This is a genomic window from Robinsoniella sp. RHS, from assembly GCF_001029355.1.
GTDB lineage: Bacteria > Bacillota > Clostridia > Lachnospirales > Lachnospiraceae > Robinsoniella > Robinsoniella peoriensis.
In genome coordinates, this window is record NZ_JNGB01000019.1 from 1 (window position 1) to 16,831 (window position 16,831).

Below are 16,831 nucleotides of genomic sequence, written 5' to 3' on the forward strand. Positions count from 1 at the left end.
TACCTTATTAGCCATTTTGAACTATAGCAATATGACTGCTGCAGGGATACAGAACCGGATAAAAGAATTTGCAGCGCTGCAAAGTATTGGCATGACTACGGTACAGATCAGGAAGTTACTGCTGATAGAAGGAACGTGCTATGGAATTGTTTCATTCTTTTTTGTAATTATCCTGGGAATTCCAATTGATTATGTCATATACCATGCAATGAACCGTTACAGGATTCCTTTCCAGATACCGGTCAGATCAACTCTTCTTGTATTTGGCAGTATTTTAATCACCTGTATTTTTGTTCCATTGGTGGTTTATCAATTTTTGCATAAGGATAATATTGTGGAACAGCTGCGGGATATGGAATAAAAGATGGCTCCGGTTGTTACGCCGGAGCCGGTAAAATGGTACCCGGTTGTGCGGACCGGGTGTGAGTTATGAAATATATTAGCTTCTTGCTAATATATGTTAAATCTATCATATTCTGTATGTGCATTCAAACAAAATCGTTCGACAAAATATTTCATAATACGACAAATCAACTTGCTGCAAATATGTATAGGCAGGGGTTATCTGGATAAATCTTCCACAATGGTATCTTCGGTGAGACCGGAAAGTACAGCTATTTTTTCGTTAACCATACTGCGAAAGCAATTGGGAAGATGTTCTTGGTGGGCTCTGTGAATCGCAACACATTCCACACATTTTCCATGATATTTGCAGGGTTTTTTGCAGGAACAATGGTCTTGTGATTTCAGTGCTTCGCGAAGTTCCGCTACGAATTCATCCTGGATTTTTATACCCTCTTGCCGGTTGCCCTTATGAAATTCCTTCATGGCTTCTTTCTCTTTTGCATGTCCATCAATTTTCATAGTATGTACAGCTCCTTTTTTCTTTTATTATAAAACAGATACGTATGAATGTCAAAAGTGTATAACTATTCATTATACTATGCATCACAGTAATAAAATATCTTGTATTTATACATGTGGTGAGATATAATAATGTCAGCAGTTGAAATTTACCGGGAAGCATAAATTCTAAATGAAATCAGCATTCCAAGTAGAATAAAATATGGTCTTCGATGAGGAAGAGTTTCTGGTTGCAGCAGTTACCGGGGACTCTTTTCTATTGAGTCAGGGAATTTCAGACTGCAGGCAGAGCTAAGATACATAAAAAATTGCAAATCAGAAATGGAGGATTTGAGATGAAAACAGAAACAGTGGAAAATATGTGTGGTGGAAAAGGACATGTTGTGATCAAACATATCCTGGGCGAAAAAGAATTAAACGGCAAATGCGGTCTATATGCGGAAGTAACTATTGAACCGGAATGTTCTCTGGGGTATCATGAACATCACGGAGAGAGTGAAACTTATTATATCTTATCCGGAACAGGTGATTATGATGATAATGGAAATGTTCGCCCGGTAAAAGCAGGAGATGTTACATTTACCCCGGATGGTTCCGGACATGGACTAATTAATACGGGAAATACGGATCTTGTTTTCATGGCACTGATAATTATGGATTAAAGCTTGTTCGATGAATAAAATAATTTATTAATATTGCAGTTTGCAAAAATACTTCTGAATTTTTCAGGAGTATTTTTCGTAATTAAGAAAAAAATGCAGAAATTTCTAAAAACAGCTTGACTGTAAACCTGGTTTATACCTTATATACCAATAGAAGGAGGTGAAAACTTGACAATAAAAGAGGTTGAAGAGGAATTAAATGTCACCAGAGCAAATGTTCGCTTTTATGAAAAGGAGGGGCTGCTGACTGCAAGGCGTAATCCGATTAATGGTTACCGGGATTACTCCAGGGAAAATATTGAGACTTTAAAAAAGATTATCTTTCTAAGAAAGCTTAATGTACCTATTGAAGAGATTAAGCTGGTGCAGTTGGAAAAGCTCTCGATGGAAGAAATGCTTCATAAACAGGCAGACTCATTGGAGGCAGAGATAAAACAATTAGAACAATCCAGGTGGATTTGTTTAGAGCTGGTTAAGAATCAAGATTTTGATTATGCCAATTTAACGGTAGAACGGTATGAGGATGCTGTAGACAAATCCGGTTATATGATTTTTCGGGATACGATTAGTAATCTTGCAGCAATGAAAGGAAAGATTGCAATATGGTCAATCATTATCTTTTCATTTATATTAGCGTTTATCTCGTATCCGCTGCTGCCGGAAGGAATTGTAGTCTGGTGGAATAATATTGGTAAAATCGTTTATGGAGATAAACTGCTTGTCTTTATTTTTCCTGTCATTGCATCCATGCTTGTCTTCACAGCCAGATCCTGGGTCTGGAATTTTCTCTATCGCAATATGCCTTACTATATGCTGAAAGTGGATGCCATTACCACAATCGTGTGCCTCTATTTGTCCATTCTTTTGCTGACAAGTCAGCTATATGCGATTTTCTATCACAACTGGATAAGCTGGCCAATTGAAAGCAGCGTTATTGTGGAAACACTCATATTTTTATTTATTTTGTTAGTAATTGCCTATAAAAAGAAAAAGGAGGAGCGATAACATGGAACTGGCAATGATCTTTGTGATTATGCTGGCATTATTTATGGGGGCTGTTTTTTATGAACGTAAATGCGGTGAGCGGAAAGTTCGTAAGTGGATTCATGATTCCTATGGTAAGATACCGGCAGACAGAAAGCTTCCCTTTGAACAGATTCAAATTTTCTGGGAAGAATTTAAAATGGACATTCCCGAGAACGAAAGCGTAGATGATGTTACCTGGAATGACCTGGAGATGGATAAGATTTTTTCCAGAATAAATGTCTGTACATCATTTGCGGGGGAACAGGTGCTGTATGCCAGGCTTCACAAGCTGCCGGCAGATAAAGCCGGGCTTTTAATTCTGGAAGAACAAATTTGCTTTTATTCCAAGAATGATAAAATCAGGGAAGAAGTGCAGTATTTGCTTAGCAGACTTGGGAAAGAAGAAGTGAATTATTATCTGCCTGTGTTTATGAGTAATCTGGATGCTCTTGGTTCAATTCATGTAAGGTTTTACAGGATTATGCAGATATTGTTGTTCTTGTCTGTGATTCCGGCTCTTGTCAGAGGACAGTCAAGCCTTCTGTTGATTACAGCAATGGTATTTATGATCAATGCAGTAATTTATGCATTGAATAAAGTCAGGCATGAAGTCTATATGGATACCCTTACCGGGATTATAGGAGTGGCAAAGAGTGTAAAAGAAATTGTGAAAAAACCGGAGAAATACACGATTCATATACCGGAGAGCATCAAAGAAAATGTAAAATTATTCGATAAAATAACGAAAATGCTTGTCAGCCTTCAGCGGAAGAAGCGGGAAGGAATGTCTGGAGATCTATTAGGGGTTGTCCATGATTACCTGATAGGAGCAACCCTTTGGGATTTTATTGTCTATGATAAAATCATCCGCTACCTGAGGGGAAAACAAAAGGAATTTATGGAGCTGTTTGAGTTCATAGGCGAGTTGGAAGCATCTGTTTCTGTAGCTTCATTCAGGAAAAGCCTGGAGTTATACTGTATACCTGAATTTATAAATAAGCCTGTGCTGAAAATGACGGAAATCTATCATCCGCTGATCGAACATCCGGTCTGCAATACGGTATCCCTGGACCGTAACTGTATCATAACGGGATCAAATGCTTCCGGAAAGTCTACGTTTATCAAAGCCGTGGCGGCAAATGTGATCCTTGCGGAAAGCATTCATACCTGTATGGCAAGACAGATGCAGCTGCCGGATGCCATGGTGATTACATCCATGGCGGTGCGGGACGATCTTATGGGCGGTGAAAGTTATTATATGAAAGAAATTAAATATCTGAACCGCATTGTAAAAAGTATAAAAGATAAACGGATGGTCATCTGCGTTATTGATGAGATTTTAAGAGGAACGAATACACAGGAGCGAATTGCGGCTTCGGCGGCTATATTAGAATATCTGGAAAATCAAAATTGCCTAGCGATTGTGGCATCCCATGATATTGAGTTGACACGGAAACTGGAAGATGCCTATGGATATTATTTTTTTTGTGAACAGATGCAGGGCAGGGATATTGCTTTTGATTATAAGATCCGGGAAGGGGTCAGCAATACAAAGAACGCGATTGCTCTGCTGGAGGCTATTGGCTTTCCGAATATGATCATCGAGAGAGCAAGGCAGATGCTGTGATACGGCTTTTTGTCACTTTTCACAAATAATTTTTTTTAGCTGGAATGCGGCAGCACTGAGCGGATACTTTGTGTTCTCAACGAGACAGATATTTCGGAAAGGAATTTCTTCTGCAACCCGGATTTCAAACACTTCCTGTGCGTTTACTGCACGTGCTGCAAATTCCTCTGGAATAAAACCGATACCGAGATCATGGGTAACCATTGGCAGTATCAGGTCGGTGGTAGCCACCTCGATGTCAGGCTCCAGGTACAGCTTACGGGAGGAAAATATTTTTTCGTAAAAGGTATAGGTCGTCGTACCCTTGGATAAGGAAATCAGAGGATATTGTTTTAAATCTTCTAAATGGAGAACCTGATCTTTTAAATGTTTAAAATGAGGACCCGCAATTAAAATTTCCCGAAAGGGAAGGAGTTTGGTTTCTTCGAGGGGGGCATAGGCATCCGTAGGTGTGGTGACGATGGCAAAATCAATTTTGTCGTATTTCAGGTGATCAATTGCTTCTGGTGTAGTAACATTTTGAATCAGCAGCTTAATATTGGGGTACATGGAGTGAAAACTCTTCAGTTTTACCAGCAGGAAACCATGCAGTGCCGTTTCACTGGCTCCAATACGGATCAATCCATCCTGGAGAGTGGAAATGTCTTTTAAAGATTTTTCGCCTATAAAGATTTCTTCGCAGGCTCTGCGGACATGGGCAAATAATTCTTCTCCCTCATGTGTCAGGGAAACGCCTTTTTGTGAGCGGACAAACAGTTTGCAGCGCAGTTCTTCTTCCAGAAGTTTAATGGTACGGGAAATAGATGGCTGGCTGGACATCAGCAGATTGGCAGCCTGGGTAATGCTTTTGTATTTTGCCACGAAATAGAATATTTTGTAGTATTCAAAATTTGCCGACATGGTATTGATTCCTCCATCGTAATTGATCCATAGAAAATTGTTATGGACACTATACAATAATATTATTTTATTTTATGCTTACTTAATAGTATAATACGATTTGTATAAAACAACAAGCTTTTGTTGACATATCAACTGTAGGCGCCAGCATTGCCAATGCAATATAGTAATAAGCGGCAGTTCTGAAATCAGTAGAAATGACGGCAAAGGAAATAGGAGGAAAATATGAATACATATGGTCTTGAAAAATTAGGTATTATTAATCCCAAAGCTGTTTACCGCAATTTAAGCCCGGCGCAGCTGGTTGAAAAGGCACTTTGCAATGGAGAAGGAAAATTAAGCAGCACAGGTGCTTTAGTAGTTACTACCGGAAAATATACGGGACGTTCTCCGGAGGACAAATTTGTAGTAGATTCAAAAGGAATCCATGATGATATTGCATGGGGAAAAGTAAACCGTCCGATCAGCCAGGAAAAATTCAATGGGATTAAAGAGAATTTAACGGCTTATCTCCAGAATCGTGAACTCTATATTTTTGATGGCATGGCGGGAGCAGATCCGGCATGTACAAAAAAATTCCGGGTGGTAAATGAATTGGCAAGCCAGAACCTGTTTATACATCAGCTTCTGATCCGTCCTACAGCAGATGAACTTGCTGACTATGGAGATCCGGACTTTACCATAATTGCAGCTCCGGGATTCAAATGTATCCCGGAAACAGACGGTGTGCACAGTGAGGCAGCAATTATGATCGATTACGAAGCAAAACTGATTGTAATCGCAGGGTCACAATATTCCGGAGAAATGAAAAAAAGCGTATTCTCCGTTATGAATTATCTGATGCCGAAAGAGAAAAATGTACTGCCAATGCATTGTTCTGCAAACATGGATCCGGTAACCGGAGAAACAGCGATTTTCTTTGGATTATCAGGAACAGGAAAGACAACGCTTTCAGCAGATCCGGGACGTAAGTTAATCGGTGATGATGAACACGGCTGGTCAGAAGAAGGAATCTTTAACTTCGAAGGCGGCTGCTATGCAAAATGTATTAATCTGGATCCCGAAGGCGAACCTGAAATCTATGGAGCAATCAAGTTCGGAAGTCTGGTTGAAAATGTGGTGATCGACTCTGAGAGCCGTGAACCTGATTTTGATGATGGAAGCCTGACCGATAATACCCGTGTGGGTTATCCGGTAGATTATATATCCAATGCTGCAATCCCAGGAGTAGGAGGTGTGCCGAAAGTGGTAATCTTCTTAACTGCAGATGCATTTGGCGTACTTCCTCCAATCAGCAGACTTGACCAGAATGCAGCAATGTATCACTTCGTGACCGGATTTACATCTAAGCTGGCAGGAACAGAGAGAGGGGTTCAGGAACCGCAGCCCACATTCTCCACCTGTTTTGGTGAACCATTTATGCCAATGGATCCATCCATTTATGCAGAGATGTTAGGAGAGCGGATTGAAAAATATGATACAAAGGTATATCTGATTAACACCGGATGGGCAGGCGGACCGTACGGAGTCGGAAGCCGTATGAAACTGAAATATACACGTGCTATGGTTACTGCTGCACTGAATGGCGATATTGATAAGGCAGAATATAAACATGATGAGGTATTCAACTTAGATGTTCCTCAGAGCTGCCCGAATGTGCCGGATGAAATTATGAATCCACGGGATACATGGGAAGATAAAACAGCTTATGATGAGTCAGCTAAAAAACTTGCAAAGATGTTCCAGGATAACTTTGCAAAAAAATATCCGAATATGCCAAAAAATATTGCAGATGCAGGCCCAAAAGCATAATCAGAAATGAACAGATAAAAATTACAAAATACGAAAGATAAAAAAGTAAGCAAAGGCCGTTTCTTAGAGTGATATTCCGACAGGCTCCTGAGAACGGCTTTTATCATGTCCAAAATTAATGGATGGAAAATGAATCAAATCCGGTGTATAATTGATTAAGACGTTTTTACAAAAAGGAGGAGTAAAATGACTGGAAAATCTAATTGTGACTGCTGCTTGAATTATGCATATGATGATGATTATGAATGTTATATCTGTGAGGTAAATCTGGATGAGGATGAGATGGGCCAGTTTATGAGAAATACATTTACTAATTGTCCTTATTTTCAGTTTAATGACGAATATAAAGTAGTCCGTAAACAGATGTAAAGTCCCATAAAAGAGGGAGAGCCAGTACCTTTAGGTACTGGCGGGTTATGAAAAAGATTTTTTAATAATGTGTTGTTTGTACTGATCTCTCTGTACAAATAATACTATAATATTATTCTGTGAAAAATATGTGACGTAGAATTGAAGAATTTGTGTGCATTTTATAAAATAAATGGAAACTCTTTTGAAGCAAGAATAACAGGAGAATAATCAGTACTTCTCAAATGCAGTTGTATCATACCGAAAAAGATGTTAAAATAAAGCTATGATAACAGTCAGGGAGGAAATCAATATGAAATATCAAAAAATGATAGCGCCTATAGTAATTACGGCATTACTGGTTCTTTTTTTAATGGTGTATCTCACAATGATTACCGTTGTGCCAATTCCCATAGTTGTAAAGGTTTTATTTGGAATTATTATTTTAGCGTTGATTGGTGTTTCCTTTTTTGTACTGGCAGAACGATTAAAAGAGATAAGGAGCGGAGAAGAAGATGATCTTAGTAAATACTGATTATATTACTGGAAAGACATTTGAAATGCTGGGATTGGTAAAGGGAAGTACCATACAATCCAAGAATATCGGCAGAGATATTACCCAGGGGTTCAAAACCATTGTCGGCGGGGAATTAAAGGCTTATAATGAGATGATGAATGAAGCCAGAGCGCTGGCAACAAAAAGAATGGTGGAAGAGGCAGAGGGCATGGGCGCTGATGCAGTAGTAAATATCCGTTATGCATCCTCCGCTATCATGCAGGGGGCAGCGGAAGTAATTGCTTATGGAACTGCCGTGAAATTTATGTAACAAAAATTAAATCCATGTTATTGCAGTCTCCTGTGAGAGACATAATAACATGGATTTTTCTCTGCTGTTTTTAGGAATATTAAAATTAATTACCACCGGGACCGTCTTTGCGGGGTCTCGTACTTTCATCTTTTGGAATAATATTTCCATTGCCAAACTCAGGAGGAAATGTATTTGTTGCATTATCCGGTTTTGGTGTGTCGATTTCAGGAATGTTGCCATCATCGTAAACATTTGTTTTCGTGTTGCCGTCGTTAACATTTATCATGTGTTGTTCCTCTCTTTCGCATGAATGCCTGGAATCGCAGGCTATTGGTTGCCTTCACCTTCCGCTACTATTTCTTCCAGTACGCGTATTAAGTCATGAATATTATTCAGTTGTACATTTTTTTCCAGGATCAGATTTTTCAGATCGATGGAAAGTGTTTCGAATTTCTCCTTTACTTCCGGAGCTATATAAGAAGCCATTTATCATCACCTCACATATAATATGTTCAGAAAAAGGCAGTTTTATTCATCTGATTCCTTTTTTGCCGGATTGCATATGCTAGATATATGGATAAACAAAGCGAGGTATGTGACATGGAAATAAAAAAAAGTATTTTAACCAATTCAAGTTGTTATAAAACAGGCAGAACCATAACGCCTCAGGGGATAATGACACATTCCACAGCAACTCCTGGAGGGACTGCAAAGGATTTTATCAGTTATTGGAATGGAGATATTGACGCCTGCACAAATTATATCATTGATGATACCGGTATCTATCAGCTGCTCCCGGAGACCCACAGATCGTGGCATGCCGGCTCACCGGCAAATGATATGTATATTAGTTATGAAATCTGTGAACCTGGAACGTTTTCTTATAATGGCCAATGGCAGTCAATGGGAAATTATGATCCTTCCCTTCCGGAAAATATCCGTTATTTTCGGAATGTATATGAAAAAGCAGTCTGGCTCAGCGCTTATTTTTGTAAAAAATACGGATGGAAGCCGGACAAAGAGCATGTTCTGTGCCATTATGAAGGATTTTTAAAAGGTGTGGCAACAGAACATGTGGATGTAACCCATTGGTTTCCAAAACACGGCAAAAGCATGGATACTTTCCGGGCAGATGTCAAAGCAGCAATGGGCAATGAGTCAAAGCCGGAGAATCCAAAGCCGGAAGATCCGAAACCGGAAGAAAATGTACAATATTATGTTCAGGCAGGATCCTTTAAAGATGAAAAGATGGCGAACAGCCTGTCAGCAGTTTTAAATAAAAAGGGTTTTCAGGCATTTGTAAAGAAGGTGAATAAACTCTATAAGATTCAGGCGGGTGCTTTTAGAGACAGGGAAAATGCAGCTAAGATGGTACAAAAGTTAAAAGATGCCGGTTTTGAATCTTTTATTATAAAGAAGTCCTGATTTGCAGGACCAAGGTGTCCGGATGATGTTGCGGGGGCAGAAATTCTGCCTTTTCTGGCTCCCGGCATAGTAAATGGGATCGTTGCAATGTAGAAATCAGGATGGGAAAAGAGCAAAAAAAGGGGACCAGTTGCCTGGTCCTAAAAGGAAAGAGAAATGTATAAAAAAAGCTTATTCGCTTTATTTATAAATAATACTATACTATGCAGATATGAATGAAATATGGCGTCAGACTTAATATATTCTAAAATAATTAAAAGAATTATAAAAAAACAGGAAAGCTTAACTTTATAAAATACTTATAAACTATTTATGAATTACGTACTTTGCATTGACGAACATTGTAGATTGTCTTATAATATTTTTGTATGGAAGTAAGAAAAAAACAGGGAGACTACAGATGAATATTTTATTCTTTTTGACCCCGAAAAGTGAGGTTGCATATTTGTATGATGACTATTCGCTGCGGCAGGCGCTGGAGAAGATGGAGCATCACAGATACAGTGCAGTACCGATTATTAACCGAAAAGGTAATTATGTGGGTACGATCACAGAAGGGGACATGTTATGGAATGTGAAAGACAAATACCTATTAGATTTACATAAAGCAGAAGATATCCCGCTGGCACAGATAAAAAGAAGGTGGTACAATGATCCCATCAATGTTAACTGTGAGATTGAGGATCTGGTAATGACATCGATGAATCAGAATTTCGTACCCGTAATCGATGATAATCAGATTTTTATCGGTATCATTAAAAGGAAGGATATCATTCAGTACTGTTATAACTGCTATAAGGGAAGCCTGAAAAAATAAGTTAAAATTAGTAATGTTTGGTAGAACAGATTAAATTTCTCTTATATGGAGTTGTACTTGCATATTTTGTTGTATTTTCAGAAAATTGCACCGGGTAACGGAAAATTACCCGGATATTTTAGGAATATTCACTTTAACAATTCAATGTGTTACAAAACCACTTTGCCAAATTTGACATTGACAAAGAATGTAATAATTGGTAGAATACTTTTAGTCTGTATAAAAGGTGGTTTTACTATGAAAAAACGTATATTATCTATGTTAGTTGACAACACATCCGGTGTATTAAGCCGTGTGGCAGGTTTATTTAGCAGACGTGGCTATAATATTGACAGTTTGACTGTTGGTGTAACCGCTGATCCTAGATATTCCAGAATGACAGTTGTTGTATGTGGAGATGAATTGATTCTGGATCAGATTACCAAGCAGGTAGCGAAACTGGTAGATGTGGTGGATATTAAGTCGTTATGTCCCGAAGAGAGCGTCAGCCGTGAGCTAATCCTTGTGAAGGTACGGGCAGATGCAGGCAATCGTCAGGCTATTATTGCAGTAGCTGATATATTCAGGGCTAAGATCGTAGATGTGGCAGTGGATTCACTTATCATCGAACTAACAGGAAACCAGTCAAAACTGGATGCTTTTATTAACCTTCTGGAAGGATATGAGATTCTGGAACTGGCACGAACCGGTATTACCGGATTATCCCGTGGTGCGGAAGACGTAAGATATTTATAGTACGTCAGATACATATGGAAAGAGTACGCTAGAGGCTTTTAAACCTTTAACAAATATAAAACATTTGGAGGAAATGAAAATGGCAGCAAAAATTTATTATCAGGAAGATTGTAATCTTGCATTATTAGAAGGTAAAACCATTGCTATTATTGGTTATGGCAGCCAGGGGCATGCACATGCGTTAAACGCAAAAGAGTCCGGATGCAACGTTATCATTGGTCTTTATGAAGGAAGCAAATCATGGGCGAAAGCGGAAGCACAGGGATTTGAAGTTTATACAGCTGCAGAAGCAGCAAAAAAAGCGGATATCATCATGATTCTGATCAATGATGAAAAGCAGGCTCAAATGTATAAAGAATCTATTGAGCCAAACTTAGAAGAAGGAAACATGCTGATGTTTGCTCACGGTTTTGCAATTCACTTCGGACAGATCGTAGCACCTAAGAATGTAGATGTTGTAATGATCGCTCCTAAGGGACCTGGACATACCGTAAGAAGCCAGTATCAGGAAGGAAAAGGAGTTCCTTGTCTGATCGCAGTACATCAGGATTCCACAGGAAAAGCTCATGACAAAGGATTGGCTTACGCTTTAGCAATCGGCGGAGCAAGAGCTGGTGTTCTGGAAACAACTTTCCGTCAGGAAACAGAAACAGACCTCTTCGGCGAGCAGGCAGTTCTTTGCGGTGGTGTTACAGCTCTTATGAAAGCTGGTTTCGAAACATTAGTAGAGGCTGGTTATGAACCGGAAAGTGCATATTTTGAATGTATTCACGAAATGAAACTGATCGTTGACCTGATCTTCGAAAGCGGATTTGAAGGAATGAGATATTCTATTTCTAACACAGCTGAGTACGGAGATTACATCACAGGTCCTAAGATCGTTACAGATGAAACAAAGAAAGCAATGAAACAGATCTTAACAGACATCCAGGAAGGTGTTTTTGCACGTAACTGGTTATTAGAGAATCAGGTAGGATGCCCGAACTTCATGGCTAAGAGAAAACAGGAAGCAGGTCATCAGTTAGAAGAAGTCGGTAAAGAACTTCGTAAATTATATAGCTGGAATGACGGAAACAAATTACTGGACAACTAATTCCAGATTCAGCATTTCTAAGCAGGTAAAATTGTTGGGGAGATCCCAGTGATTATATAGTCAAAAAATCCGGCAGGGTTATGATTTTTCATAACGCTGCCGGATTTTTTGTGATCAGGAATTGAAATGCCGATATACGATTTGTGATATGGCGCGAATATTAGCCTGTGCCGCACCTGCATTAGAGATATTTGACATTACACAGAGAATATAATCTGCTTTGGAAGAATAGACAATTGCCATATCGTGCTGATATTCATCCGTTTCTCCGGTTTTATTGGCAACAACTGTTCCGGCTGGAAGACCGGACGGTATTTTAATGCGGAAAGTCTGCTGCTTTAGCAGATCCAGCATTTTGTTCGAATAGGTTTTGGATACGCATTTTCCATTGTAAATGTCTTCTAGGATTTTTCCGCAGTTCTGGACGGATGTCTGATTCCAGGTGGTACCGTTGTTAATATCTTCCCCGCCGTTAGAGCTGGGGTAAATAGCCTGACCCTGATTAGTATCCGTATATCCATATTTTTTACAGAAATCGTTGGTTGCATTTTTACCAATGGTACGGACCAGCGTGTTAAAAGATTCGTTGCTGCTGTAAGTGATCATAGAGTGGAGCAGCTGATTGGTGGATGCGGTTTCTGAAATTCGACCGTTTTGAATGGATTCATATACGGCGCCCATGGTAAATACCTTTATGACACTGGCTGCATAATAATAATTATTACCAATTAAACAGGTTTGATCATCATTTAAATTTTTTACGTAAACAGACCACCTGCCCGGTGTACAGGAATTATTGATGTAAGCCGTCAGCTCATCGTTCAGGGCGGTAATGGACTGTTTTTTATTTTTGATCCATTTTCCGTTTTTATCTACATAATAGCCTTGTACCCAGGTATTAACTGCCATTTTGCCATTGGAGTTAAAATAATAGTCATAAGTCTTTTTCCCTTTTTTGATTTTCTGCCATCCGGTTTGCATCACACCCTTTTTATTAAAGTAATAAGTGGATTTGCCTTTTTTCAGCCAGCCGGTCTGCATGATACCTTTGCTGTTAAAATAGTATTTCTTACCTTTTATAGTATGAAATCCTTTTTGGATGATTCCTTTTTTGTTGGCATAGTATTTTTTGTTATTGTTTGTTTTGAATCCATTCGTACGGAGATAACCGTTTTTATCAAATAAATATGTATTACCTTTCACTTTTTTCAGACCCGTGGCTGCTGTACCGTTGGAAGTAAGATATAATTTCTTACCTTTAAAAGTAACGAAGCGGTTTTGGATCATACGGCCTTTGGCATTAAAATAGTAGCGTTTGCCATCAATTTTATAAGTGGTATTACAGATTTTTTTCCCGTTTTTATCGTAATAATACCGGTATTTCATCTGCACCCATCCGGTTTTTGCGGGCTTTGCACCGGCGGCATGGGTGGTAACAGGTAATGTGGTTGCCATTAGAATCAGCAGTAACAGTAGTAAAGATCGAAACTTCTTCATAAATCAATATTCCCCCTTTTGGTTTTACTGCAGAAGCTGATGAATTCCTGTAATGCGTGGGAGGGATATGACGATTTAAGATATGCAAATCCGACCTGGCGCTTATGAATTGGAAATTCAAGAGGAATCTCCTGCAAAGTCTGGTTGTCTAACTCTTTCTGAACAAATTTTTTTATGACGCAGGCAACGCCAAGCCCTATTTTTGCGAAATCAATCAAAAGATCCATCGTCGTTACTTCTAACAGGGTGTTGGGTTCCAGCTTCTGCTCAGCCAGATAATCATCGATATACTGGCGGGTCATATTATCTTTGTCTAAAAGCATAAGAGTAGCTGTACTTAATATATCATATTTTTCTTCTTTTGTCCGTAAGAAAAGGTTATCCAGGTAATTTTTTGATGCTACGAAAATGTCTTCAATTTCTTCTATGGGATGGAATTGGATATGAGTGTTGTGCTCCGGTTTACTAATCAGCCCGATGTCAATTTTCTGTTCTTCTAATAACTGCAGGGTACGATTACTGGACTGGCATTCAATCGTTATGCGGATGTGAGGGTACAGCTTAATAAACTCCTGCAGATAAGGGAGCAGCAGGTATTTGCAAAGAGTTGTGCTAACGCCTATACGAAGGTGGCCAATGCCCAGATCAGCGGCCATGCGCAGCTGCTCTTCCCCGGTCTCAATGGCGTCAAAAGCCGTTTTGACATGGTCATAGAGCAATTTGCCTTCGTCAGTAAGCCTTACACCACGGGAGGTTCTGGTAAAAAGAACCGTATCCAGAGACTGTTCCAGCCTTTGAATCGACTTGCTGATTGCTGGCTGGCTGATGTAAAGTTCCCCGGCGGCTCTGGAGATATTGCCGGCATTTGCTACGGTAAAAAATATTTTATAGAGTGACAGGTTCTGATTCATAGATATCCTCATTTCTTTGCGAGTCCGAAAATAACGTTAACAAAATGACATTGGAAGTAAACTGCAATAATATAACGTCAAGTTATAACAAATATTCATAATATGTATTTCTATTATATCAATATTTGTGATATAATTCAAACAATAGTTAAGATCCATTCGTTTTTAGGGATTTTGATTCAACGAAAATAAGGAGGACAAATAACATGGGAATGACAATGACACAGAAAATTTTAGCTGCTCATGCCGGACTGCAGACTGTAGAAGCAGGACAGCTGATAGAAGCAGATCTGGATCTGGTACTGGGAAATGATATCACTTCTCCGGTAGCGATTCATGAAATGGATAAAATGAAAACAGGAGGGGTATTCCATAAGGATAAAATTGCCCTTGTAATGGACCACTTTATTCCGAATAAAGATATCAAGTCAGCAGAGCATTGCAAATGCGTGCGTGAATTTGCCTGTAAGCATGATATTACCAATTACTTTGATGTAGGAGATATGGGAATTGAACATGCGCTTCTCCCGGAAAAAGGACTGACAGTAGCAGGAGATGTAATCATCGGTGCAGATTCCCATACTTGTACGTATGGAGCTTTAGGAGCATTTTCAACCGGCGTGGGAAGTACGGATATGGCAGCCGGCATGGCAACAGGTAAAGCATGGTTTAAAGTACCTTCCGCCATTAAATTTAACCTGGTTGGAACACCTTCAAAATGGGTGAGCGGGAAAGATGTGATTTTACATATCATCGGTATGATTGGGGTGGATGGTGCTCTCTATAAATCTATGGAATTTGTAGGAGAGGGTGTTAAGAATCTTACAATGGATGACCGTTTTACAATTGCAAATATGGCAATTGAGGCTGGCGGTAAAAATGGTATTTTCCCGGTAGATGAATTAACCGCTGCATATTTTGAATCCCATACCAAGAGGCCTTATACCGTTTATGAAGCAGATGAAGATGCCGAATATGAAGAAGAGTACACAATTAATTTAAGTGAATTAAAGCCTACGATCGCATTTCCACATCTGCCTGAAAATACGAAGACTATTGATGAGATCCAGGAAGATGTTGTGATCGATCAGGTTGTTATCGGATCCTGTACTAATGGACGTATTGATGATTTGAGATGTGCAGCCGGAATTTTAAAAGACCGTCATGTGGAAAAAGGAATCCGCTGTATCGTAATTCCTGCAACTCAGAAGATATATCTCCAGGCGATCGAAGAAGGGCTGATCCAGACCTTTATTAAAGCAGGTGCAGTGGTGAGTACACCTACATGCGGTCCTTGTCTGGGCGGCTATATGGGAATCCTGGCAGCGGGAGAGCGCTGTGTATCTACAACCAACAGAAACTTTGTAGGACGTATGGGTCATGTGGAATCAGAAGTATATCTCACAAGTCCTGCAGTAGCTGCTGCAAGTGCAATAACCGGTAAAATTTCAGCTCCGGCAGAATTAGGATTATAGGAGGAAGCATCGATGAAAGCAAATGGAACAGTATTTAAATATGGAGACAACGTAGATACAGATGTCATCATTCCGGCAAGATACCTGAATTCTTCTGATCCGGCGGAACTGGCAAGACATTGTATGGAAGATATCGATAAAGATTTTGTGAATCAGGTGAAAAAAGGAGATATTATCGTTGCAGAGAAAAACTTCGGCTGCGGCTCATCCAGAGAACATGCACCTATTGCAATCAAAGCAGCCGGTGTAAGCTGCGTTATTGCAGAAACATTTGCAAGGATTTTTTACCGGAATGCAATTAATATCGGTTTGCCGATTATTGAATGTCCGGAGGCTTCCCAGGGGATTGAAAGCGGAGATGAAGTGGAAGTAGATTTTGACAGCGGGATGATCTATAACAAAACAAAGGGAACAGAGTTTAAAGGACAGGCGTTTCCAGAGTTTATGCAAAAATTGATCGAGGCTGGCGGACTGATTAATTATATAAATAATAAATAAGACAGCGATGATATTCGGAAGGGGCGTGCAATTGCATGCCCCTGTTATTTATTACCTTTTGCGCATCAAATAATAATTATCTTACCAGCATTATCATCAATTTTGTCTTTTCTTTCTATCAAAAAAATGTTGCAGCATATTTTCTGATTCGTTCGGCAGCATCTCAAATAAAACTGGTTTCAGGATTATAAATAACCGACTGCCTGACCAATTACATAACCTGCAAAATATACAAATATCACTAATAATGCAAAAGCTAATACTGTTTTGAAAATATTTTTAGGAGTAACTTTCTCTGTTGATTTCATATAGGACCACACCTCCTTAAAAAT

At 39.3% G+C, this 16,831-nt stretch carries 21 protein-coding genes; 14 read left to right on the forward strand and 7 right to left on the reverse strand.

The annotated features are described in order from the left end of the window. Nucleotides 1-361, forward strand: a 361-nt coding sequence (locus RHS_RS10380) for an FtsX-like permease family protein (protein WP_047833139.1), incomplete at its 5' end; no start/stop codon positions are given. A gap of 200 nt (nucleotides 362-561) precedes the next feature. Here RHS_RS10380 and RHS_RS10385 read toward each other — a convergent pair. Beyond that, nucleotides 562-864 (reverse strand): hypothetical protein, encoded by a 303-nt coding sequence (locus tag RHS_RS10385; RefSeq protein ID WP_027294631.1) that lies wholly within the window; start codon nucleotides 862-864, stop codon nucleotides 562-564. 335 nt (nucleotides 865-1,199) lie between these two features. Between RHS_RS10385 and RHS_RS10390 the strand changes: the two genes are divergently transcribed. The 3 genes from RHS_RS10390 to RHS_RS10400 all read left to right on the forward strand — a co-directional run bounded on the left by RHS_RS10390 (nucleotide 1,200) and on the right by RHS_RS10400 (nucleotide 4,179). Next, complete coding sequence (locus tag RHS_RS10390; protein WP_027294630.1) at nucleotides 1,200-1,526, forward strand: cupin domain-containing protein; 327 nt, start codon at nucleotides 1,200-1,202, stop codon at nucleotides 1,524-1,526. Nucleotides 1,527-1,694: 168 nt separating this feature from the next. Beyond that, nucleotides 1,695-2,531 carry a MerR family transcriptional regulator gene (locus RHS_RS10395; protein WP_044295038.1) on the forward strand — a complete coding sequence of 279 codons (837 nt, stop codon included), beginning with the start codon at nucleotides 1,695-1,697 and terminating at the stop codon, nucleotides 2,529-2,531. A 1-nt stretch (nucleotide 2,532) separates the two neighbouring features. Continuing rightward, entirely contained in the window at nucleotides 2,533-4,179 is a 1,647-nt protein-coding gene (locus RHS_RS10400) for a hypothetical protein (RefSeq protein ID WP_044295039.1), read from the forward strand. 12 nt (nucleotides 4,180-4,191) lie between these two features. On the opposite strand, the gene RHS_RS10405 is transcribed toward RHS_RS10400, so the two are convergent. Further along, nucleotides 4,192-5,079 carry a LysR family transcriptional regulator gene (locus tag RHS_RS10405; protein WP_047833140.1) on the reverse strand — a complete coding sequence of 296 codons (888 nt, stop codon included), beginning with the start codon at nucleotides 5,077-5,079 and terminating at the stop codon, nucleotides 4,192-4,194. A 225-nt stretch (nucleotides 5,080-5,304) separates the two neighbouring features. Between RHS_RS10405 and pckA the strand changes: the two genes are divergently transcribed. The 4 genes from pckA to RHS_RS10425 all read left to right on the forward strand — a co-directional run bounded on the left by pckA (nucleotide 5,305) and on the right by RHS_RS10425 (nucleotide 8,066). After that, nucleotides 5,305-6,891: a phosphoenolpyruvate carboxykinase (ATP) gene (pckA, locus tag RHS_RS10410; protein ID WP_047833141.1), complete on the forward strand. Its 1,587-nt coding sequence runs from the start codon at nucleotides 5,305-5,307 to the stop codon at nucleotides 6,889-6,891. 186 nt (nucleotides 6,892-7,077) lie between these two features. Continuing rightward, on the forward strand, nucleotides 7,078-7,260 hold the full coding sequence (locus RHS_RS10415; RefSeq protein WP_027294625.1) for a DUF6472 family protein: 183 nt from the start codon (nucleotides 7,078-7,080) through the stop codon (nucleotides 7,258-7,260). A 292-nt stretch (nucleotides 7,261-7,552) separates the two neighbouring features. Further along, nucleotides 7,553-7,774, forward strand: a complete 222-nt coding sequence (locus tag RHS_RS10420; RefSeq protein WP_027294624.1) for a hypothetical protein — start codon at nucleotides 7,553-7,555, stop codon at nucleotides 7,772-7,774. Then, complete coding sequence (locus RHS_RS10425; RefSeq protein WP_027294623.1) at nucleotides 7,755-8,066, forward strand: YbjQ family protein; 312 nt, start codon at nucleotides 7,755-7,757, stop codon at nucleotides 8,064-8,066. The genes RHS_RS10420 and RHS_RS10425 overlap by 20 nt, the downstream gene beginning before the upstream one ends. A gap of 85 nt (nucleotides 8,067-8,151) precedes the next feature. Here the strand turns inward: RHS_RS10425 and RHS_RS10430 are convergent, their stop codons facing one another. Continuing rightward, nucleotides 8,152-8,334, reverse strand: a complete 183-nt coding sequence (locus RHS_RS10430; RefSeq protein ID WP_027294622.1) for a hypothetical protein — start codon at nucleotides 8,332-8,334, stop codon at nucleotides 8,152-8,154. A 41-nt stretch (nucleotides 8,335-8,375) separates the two neighbouring features. Continuing rightward, nucleotides 8,376-8,534: a hypothetical protein gene (locus RHS_RS10435; RefSeq protein ID WP_027294621.1), complete on the reverse strand. Its 159-nt coding sequence runs from the start codon at nucleotides 8,532-8,534 to the stop codon at nucleotides 8,376-8,378. A gap of 114 nt (nucleotides 8,535-8,648) precedes the next feature. On the opposite strand from RHS_RS10435, the gene RHS_RS10440 reads away from it, so the two are divergent. From RHS_RS10440 to ilvC, 4 genes are all read left to right on the forward strand, one after another. After that, the gene (locus tag RHS_RS10440; protein WP_052377842.1) at nucleotides 8,649-9,473 is read left to right on the forward strand and encodes an N-acetylmuramoyl-L-alanine amidase; all 825 of its coding nucleotides are present in this window, start codon (nucleotides 8,649-8,651) and stop codon (nucleotides 9,471-9,473) included. 400 nt (nucleotides 9,474-9,873) lie between these two features. Then, nucleotides 9,874-10,290: a CBS domain-containing protein gene (locus RHS_RS10445; RefSeq protein ID WP_027294620.1), complete on the forward strand. Its 417-nt coding sequence runs from the start codon at nucleotides 9,874-9,876 to the stop codon at nucleotides 10,288-10,290. Nucleotides 10,291-10,527: 237 nt separating this feature from the next. Continuing rightward, nucleotides 10,528-11,025, forward strand: coding sequence for an acetolactate synthase small subunit (gene ilvN / locus RHS_RS10450; protein ID WP_027294619.1), 498 nt, complete (start codon nucleotides 10,528-10,530; stop codon nucleotides 11,023-11,025). Between the two features lie 73 nt (nucleotides 11,026-11,098). Further along, entirely contained in the window at nucleotides 11,099-12,118 is a 1,020-nt protein-coding gene (gene ilvC, locus RHS_RS10455) for a ketol-acid reductoisomerase (protein ID WP_377141913.1), read from the forward strand. A gap of 114 nt (nucleotides 12,119-12,232) precedes the next feature. Here ilvC and RHS_RS30755 read toward each other — a convergent pair whose 3' ends face one another. Both RHS_RS30755 and RHS_RS10465 read right to left on the reverse strand, forming a co-directional pair. Next, nucleotides 12,233-13,615 carry a serine hydrolase gene (locus tag RHS_RS30755; RefSeq protein ID WP_395022013.1) on the reverse strand — a complete coding sequence of 461 codons (1,383 nt, stop codon included), beginning with the start codon at nucleotides 13,613-13,615 and terminating at the stop codon, nucleotides 12,233-12,235. Further along, the gene (locus RHS_RS10465) at nucleotides 13,612-14,526 is read right to left on the reverse strand and encodes a LysR family transcriptional regulator (protein ID WP_027294617.1); all 915 of its coding nucleotides are present in this window, start codon (nucleotides 14,524-14,526) and stop codon (nucleotides 13,612-13,614) included. The genes RHS_RS30755 and RHS_RS10465 overlap by 4 nt, the downstream gene beginning before the upstream one ends. 206 nt (nucleotides 14,527-14,732) lie before the next feature. Here RHS_RS10465 and leuC point away from each other — a divergent pair, with 206 nt between their 5' ends. Both leuC and leuD read left to right on the forward strand, forming a co-directional pair. Next, nucleotides 14,733-16,001 (forward strand): 3-isopropylmalate dehydratase large subunit, encoded by a 1,269-nt coding sequence (gene leuC / locus RHS_RS10470; protein ID WP_047833142.1) that lies wholly within the window; start codon nucleotides 14,733-14,735, stop codon nucleotides 15,999-16,001. Between the two features lie 12 nt (nucleotides 16,002-16,013). Continuing rightward, nucleotides 16,014-16,499, forward strand: a complete 486-nt coding sequence (leuD, locus tag RHS_RS10475) for a 3-isopropylmalate dehydratase small subunit (RefSeq protein ID WP_047833143.1) — start codon at nucleotides 16,014-16,016, stop codon at nucleotides 16,497-16,499. A 185-nt stretch (nucleotides 16,500-16,684) separates the two neighbouring features. On the opposite strand, the gene RHS_RS30760 is transcribed toward leuD, so the two are convergent. Continuing rightward, nucleotides 16,685-16,807, reverse strand: coding sequence for a hypothetical protein (locus RHS_RS30760; protein ID WP_255348094.1), 123 nt, complete (start codon nucleotides 16,805-16,807; stop codon nucleotides 16,685-16,687). Nucleotides 16,808-16,831: the final 24 nt, after the last annotated feature.